Origin of the sequence: Melghiribacillus thermohalophilus, assembly GCF_004342905.1 — a bacterium.
Lineage (GTDB): Bacteria > Bacillota > Bacilli > Bacillales > Alkalibacillaceae > Melghiribacillus > Melghiribacillus thermohalophilus.
Genome location: NZ_SMAN01000040.1, coordinates 1 through 5,777, shown reverse-complemented (window position 1 = coordinate 5,777; position 5,777 = coordinate 1). Strand labels below are relative to the sequence as shown.

The following is a 5,777-nucleotide window of genomic DNA, read 5'->3' as shown; positions in this document are numbered from 1 at the left end:
CTGAGCCAGGATCAAACTCTCCAAAAAATCGTTTGAATCATTTGATTCTCGCTTCTGGCGTTACAAGTTGTTTTGTTCAGTTTTCAAGGTTCGAACTTTTTCGGTGCTCTTAAATATAACACAGAGATAATATGCTGTCAACATTTCTTGTTGTAAATGCGACAGCAATAAATATATTATAAAAAGATAAACCCTATGTCAATAGGTTTTATACATTTTTTAAAAAATATATTTTATCCCGTTTTTGTTTTTGGATGAATTTTGCAGCTAAACGGGCCGTCCGCTTATCTTCAGAGATTAATAAGATTTTCTTATCGCATGGAAAGTTTTTTTCCAGTTCTCGCGGAAGGTAAGACAGTGGGATATTTCGAGCATGTGGAAATGGGTTTTTATCCGCTGTTATATAATCCCTTAAATCGATTAAACAGTATTTTTTACATATAGTTTCAAGATCCATACCGGTGTTTAGTTCTTTCAAAAAAATAAGGGGCAATATAAAATTTTTCACAATATATATGATGGCTAGTACGGTAGCCGTAATAACAAGAATTTCCATATCCATTCTCCTTTCCATGAAGTTTGCACAAAGATGAGGTATTATTTTCTGGTGATCATTCACCCAGCCTCGATTCATTTTATCTGTTTTTCACTAAAAGTCAAGAGATACGATTAGGGGTATTATACGAAAAAAAGTAAACATTCACAGCTTGTTTATCCCCCTGGCAAGAAAAAGATTCGGATGTCCCTCTAATCCCCGGAAGGCAAAACTAAATTCTTTCAGAGGACTATCACCTGCTCATTACAAAAGAGACCACAGTCTCGAAGTTCACAAAAAAATGTCTGAAGAAGATCCATGCCTTCTTCAGACATTTACAAAAGTCACTGGAATTAATTGGCTACTATATTTACCAGTTTACCCGGGACCACGATGACTTTGCGAACTGTTTTTCCTTGAATCCATTCCTGTATCTTTTCATTGTTCAGGGCCATTTTTTCAAGTTCATCTTTTGAAGCATCCTTTGGCACCATGATTTTTGCCCTGATTTTTCCCATGACCTGAATAACGATTTCCACCTCATCTTCTACCAGTCTGGTTTCATCATATGTTGGCCACGGTTCATAGCTGATGGAGCCTGAATGTCCGAGCTTGCTCCAAAGTTCTTCTGCAATATGCGGAATAACCGGTGAAATCAGTTTTACAAATCCTTCTGCAAATTCTTTTGGTACAAATTCTGCCTTGTAACTTTCATTAATAAACACCATCAGCTGGGAAATACCTGTATTAAATCTCAGATGTTCAAAATCATCCGTCACTTTTTTTACTGTCTCATGGTACACTTTGTCGAGCTTGTTGTTTTCTTTGTCCTGAAGCCGGTTCGACAAATTACCATCTTCATCCACAAACAGGCGCCAGACGCGGTCCAGGAAACGTCTTGCACCATCCAGTCCTTCTGTGCTCCAGGCAATGGAAGCATCCAGTGGTCCCATAAACATTTCATAAAGTCTCAGGGTGTCTGCTCCATGGGATTCAACGATTTCATCAGGGTTGACAACATTTCCTTTTGATTTACTCATCTTTTCATTATTCTCACCGAGAATCATACCCTGGTTAAACAGCTTCTGGAATGGTTCTTTCGTCGGAACGACTCCGATATCATAAAGTACCTTATGCCAGAAACGGGCATACAGCAGGTGAAGAACGGCATGCTCGGCACCGCCAATGTACACATCAACCGGAAGCCATTTTTTCAGCTTTTCTGGATCTGCCAGCTGATCTGAATTGTGCGGGTCGATATAACGCAAATAGTACCAGCAGCTGCCGGCCCACTGTGGCATGGTGTTGGTTTCCCTGCGGCCTTTCCGCCCTGTTTCAGGATCAGTGACTTCCACCCACTCTTTAATATTGGCCAGTGGTGATTCCCCTGTTCCTGAAGGTTTAATTTGATCAGTTTCAGGCAGGGTGAGAGGCAGTTCTTCTTCCGGAACTGGTTCCATGGTTCCGTCTTCCCAGTGAATGATCGGGATCGGTTCACCCCAGTAACGCTGACGGCTGAACAGCCAGTCACGGAGGCGATAGGTCACTTTTCGCTCCCCTTTTTCGTTTTCCTCCAGCCATTCGATTGCTTTCTCGATAGCCTCTTCCTTGTTCAATCCGTTTAAAATACCGGAATTGATATGTTTGCCGTCTCCCGTGTAAGCTTCTTTTTCAACGTCTCCGCCTTCCACTACTTCTTTAATTGGTAGTTCAAACTTTTTTGCAAATTCATAGTCCCGTTCATCGTGAGCAGGTACTGCCATAATAGCCCCTGTACCATAGCTCATCAGCACGTAATCAGCAATCCAGATGGGCATCTTTTCCCCATTTAGCGGATTAATGGCGTAGGCTCCAGTAAAAACACCGGTTTTTTCTTTATTTAAATCTGTCCGCTCCAGATCGCTTTTTGCAGCCACTTCCTCCTGATACTGTTTTACCTGATTCTTTTGTCCATCTGTTACAATTTTGTCAATTAGCGGATGTTCTGGAGAGAGCACTGCATACGTTGCACCATATATGGTATCCGGACGGGTTGTAAATGCTTTAAAAGAATGACCCGTTCCATCAATTTCAAAGGTAATTTCAGCACCTTCAGACCGTCCGATCCAGTTCCGCTGCATTTCCTTAATGCTTTCCGGCCAGTCAAGCTCTTCCAGATCTTCAAGCAGGCGATCTGCATACTCGGTAATTTTCAGAACCCACTGCTTCATCGGTTTGCGGATGACCGGATGGCCGCCACGCTCACTTTTGCCGTCAATAACTTCTTCGTTGGCGAGAACGGTTCCCAGAGCCGGGCACCAGTTAACCGGAACCTCGTCAATGTACGCCAGGCCTTTTTCATACAGCTTCAGAAAAATCCACTGGGTCCATTTATAATAATTCGGATCTGTTGTATTCACTTCCCGGTCCCAGTCATAGGAAAATCCCAGTGATTTGATTTGCCTGCGGAAGTTTTGAATATTTTTATCGGTAAATTCCTTTGGATTATTTCCCGTATCAAGGGCGTACTGTTCAGCAGGGAGACCAAAGGCATCCCAGCCCATCGGATGAAGCACTTCATATCCCTGCATCCGCTTCATCCGGGCTAAAATATCGGTTGCCGTATAGCCTTCCGGGTGGCCTACATGAAGACCTGCTCCTGATGGATAAGGGAACATATCCAATACGTAAAATTTCTCCTTATCACTATCAGTATCCGTTTTAAATGTTTTGTTTTCTTCCCAGTATTGCTGCCACTTTTTCTCAATCTTTTTGTGATCAAATGACATTCTTAAACCTCCCTTTTTATTTCGCCAGATCAGCTGGCCCCGGTTCAATCTACCATTCATTTGAAATTGTCTGAATCATTAAACGTATAAAAAAACTCCCATCCCATAACATGGGACGAGAGATTGTTCCCGCGGTACCACCCAAATTAGCACTTTAAAAAGTGCCCGCTCATATCCTTAACGCGGATTAACGGCAAGCACTACTGTTCCTTCGCACTTGCAACTTAGAAGGCGAGTTCGTGAAGATTAAGGACAGCTCACACCAGCCGCTGCCTCTCTGAATGCTTAACCGTTCACTACTACTCCTTCACATCGTTTTTGCCAGTCACTATTTGTAACCGTATTTTAATGAAGGGAGTCAGGAATGTCAAGGTATTTTCGTTTAAATCTGACAAGAAATGTTACCTGTAGTCATTTATATCATTGCGGTCCAGAATCATGTCATTTAATATCTGATAAATCCTAAGATGCATCCGGTGAAGCTCTTCCCTCTGCTCGGCATTCGCACTATTTTTCATTTTTTCAATATCCCTTTCTGCTTGCTGGAGCAGAGACTGGGCATTGGTGTACTGTTCATCTGTGTTGTGTCCTAATTTTCTTGCTTCATCCAGTTCCTCTTTGGCAAATTCAATTTTGTCCTCAATATTTTTTTTTAGTTTTTCCATGGAGTTCCTTGTTGTCATCGCTTGATCACCTCTTGACTATTTTGTGTTTTCCATGGGTTTTGTATTCATGTTTCAATCAGACCAAAACTCTCGCTTTTAACCGGCGTTTTTACATGCTAAAATGGCTGTTGGATAGTGATGAACGCGATCAATTCACATAAAAGAGGAGCCTAACAATGAACAATCCTTTTCCTTATTCCTTTGATCACAAGCGATATCATTCCTGGAATTATCATTTAAAAACGATCTTTGGCCATAAAGTTTTCAAGATCTCCCTGGATGGCGGGTTTGACTGCCCGAACCGTGACGGAACGGTTGCCTATGGAGGGTGTACGTTTTGTTCAGCAGCCGGCAGCGGTGATTTTGCCGGAGATCGTACAAATGATCTGGAAACCCAGTTTCAAACAATCAGACAAAAGATGCATCATAAATGGAAAGACGGCAAATATATCGGTTATTTTCAAGCTTATACCAATACTCATGCTCCGGTTGAGAAACTTCGAGAAAAATATGAGACCATTTTAAAACAGGATGGAGTGGTTGGATTATCGATTGCTACAAGGCCCGATTGTCTTCCCGATGATGTCGTGGATTATCTGGCCGAATTAAACGAACGGACATATCTCTGGGTAGAGCTGGGACTGCAGACGATCCACCAGAAAACAGCCGACCTTATTAATCGTGCCCATGACCTCGATTGCTATCTTGAAGGAGTGGAAAAATTAAGAAAGCATCACATCAGAGTCTGTTCCCATATTATAAACGGTTTGCCAGGAGAAGATGATGATATGATGATGGAAACCGCACGAACCGTTGCCAGCATGGATGTTCAGGGAATAAAAATTCATCTTTTACACCTGCTAAAGGGAACACCGATGGTCAAACAGTATGAAAAAGGGATGTTCCAATTTTTAACAAAGGGAGAATATGTGAAGCTTGTAGTTGATCAGCTGGAAATTCTCCCCGAGGAGATGATTATTCACCGGATCACCGGTGATGGCCCTGCAGAACTAATGATTGGTCCGATGTGGAGTATGAATAAGTGGGAAGTATTAAATGGCATCGATCGGGAACTGGAACGCCGGAACAGCTGGCAGGGTAAATATTTTCACAAAAGGAGTCAGAAGAAATCATGTTAAAACGGGTTATTCCTTTTGCTCATGAGCTGCTGCAGAACAGTATGCAATCAGGAGACTTTGCTATTGATGCCACAGCCGGAAATGGGCATGATACAGTCATGTTAGCAGATATTGTTGGCCATTCTGGTCATGTCCTGGCCTTTGATGTTCAGAAACAGGCAGTGGAAAACACAAAGACCCGTATTCAGGAAATGGGCCTGAATCATGTCACAGTTATCCATGATGGACATGAACACCTTGAGAGATACTTGCCGGAAAACGCCAGATACAATCTGGGAGGGGCTATTTTTAATCTGGGATATCTGCCAGGCAGTGATAAATCCATCGTGACCACGCCGGAAACCACCATAACCGCTATTCAACTTCTTCTGAAACATTTGAAGAAAGGCCGCCTGATCGTGCTGGTCGTATACCACGGGCATTCAGGCGGAAAAGAGGAAAAAGATGCTTTAATCCGTTACTTATCCCAACTTGACCAAAAAGTTTATCAGGTTTTGCAATACCAGTTTTTAAATCAAAAAAATAACCCTCCTTTTATTCTGGCAATTGAAAAGAAAGAGACCCGTTCATGAATGTATGAACTGTACCCCGAAAAGTGGACAGTTATAAAAACCCTATGCAGCTAAGAGATGATCCCGATATTGATTCGGGGTCATCTTTTTTAATGTCC

The 5,777-nt window shown here is 42.3% G+C and carries 5 protein-coding genes and 1 other annotated feature; of the genes, 2 read left to right on the top strand and 3 right to left on the bottom strand.

Going from position 1 to position 5,777, the window contains the following annotated elements; genetic code table 11:
• Positions 1-208: 208 nt before the first annotated feature.
• From EDD68_RS15065 to EDD68_RS15055, 3 genes are all read right to left on the bottom strand, one after another.
• Positions 209-556 (bottom strand): rhodanese-like domain-containing protein, encoded by a 348-nt coding sequence (locus EDD68_RS15065; RefSeq protein ID WP_132373315.1) that lies wholly within the window; start codon positions 554-556, stop codon positions 209-211.
• 332 nt (positions 557-888) lie between these two features.
• Positions 889-3,303: a leucine--tRNA ligase gene (gene leuS / locus EDD68_RS15060; RefSeq protein ID WP_132373313.1), complete on the bottom strand. Its 2,415-nt coding sequence runs from the start codon at positions 3,301-3,303 to the stop codon at positions 889-891.
• Positions 3,304-3,411: 108 nt separating this feature from the next.
• Positions 3,412-3,625 (bottom strand) — a binding site (T-box leader).
• A 79-nt stretch (positions 3,626-3,704) separates the two neighbouring features.
• A complete protein-coding gene (locus EDD68_RS15055) occupies positions 3,705-3,986 on the bottom strand; it encodes a YtzC family protein (RefSeq protein WP_132373311.1) in 282 nt (93 codons plus the stop codon).
• 158 nt (positions 3,987-4,144) lie between these two features.
• Between EDD68_RS15055 and mnmL the strand changes: the two genes are divergently transcribed.
• Both mnmL and mnmM read left to right on the top strand, forming a co-directional pair.
• Complete coding sequence (gene mnmL / locus EDD68_RS15050) at positions 4,145-5,107, top strand: tRNA modification radical SAM protein MnmL/YtqA (RefSeq protein WP_132373309.1); 963 nt, start codon at positions 4,145-4,147, stop codon at positions 5,105-5,107.
• On the top strand, positions 5,101-5,679 hold the full coding sequence (gene mnmM, locus EDD68_RS15045; RefSeq protein WP_132373307.1) for a tRNA 5-(aminomethyl)-2-thiouridylate-methyltransferase MnmM: 579 nt from the start codon (positions 5,101-5,103) through the stop codon (positions 5,677-5,679). The genes mnmL and mnmM overlap by 7 nt, the downstream gene beginning before the upstream one ends.
• The last annotated feature ends 98 nt before the right edge of the window (positions 5,680-5,777 follow it).

What these genes read in the sequence shown, in the direction of transcription:
- EDD68_RS15065 (WP_132373315.1), bottom strand. Translation starts at nt 556, where the DNA reads ATGGAAATTCTTGTTATTACGGCTACCGTACTAGCCATCATATATATT.
- leuS (WP_132373313.1), bottom strand. Translation starts at nt 3,303, where the DNA reads ATGTCATTTGATCACAAAAAGATTGAGAAAAAGTGGCAGCAATACTGG.
- EDD68_RS15055 (WP_132373311.1), bottom strand. Translation starts at nt 3,986, where the DNA reads ATGACAACAAGGAACTCCATGGAAAAACTAAAAAAAAATATTGAGGAC.
- mnmL (WP_132373309.1), top strand. Translation starts at nt 4,145, where the DNA reads ATGAACAATCCTTTTCCTTATTCCTTTGATCACAAGCGATATCATTCC.
- mnmM (WP_132373307.1), top strand. Translation starts at nt 5,101, where the DNA reads ATGTTAAAACGGGTTATTCCTTTTGCTCATGAGCTGCTGCAGAACAGT.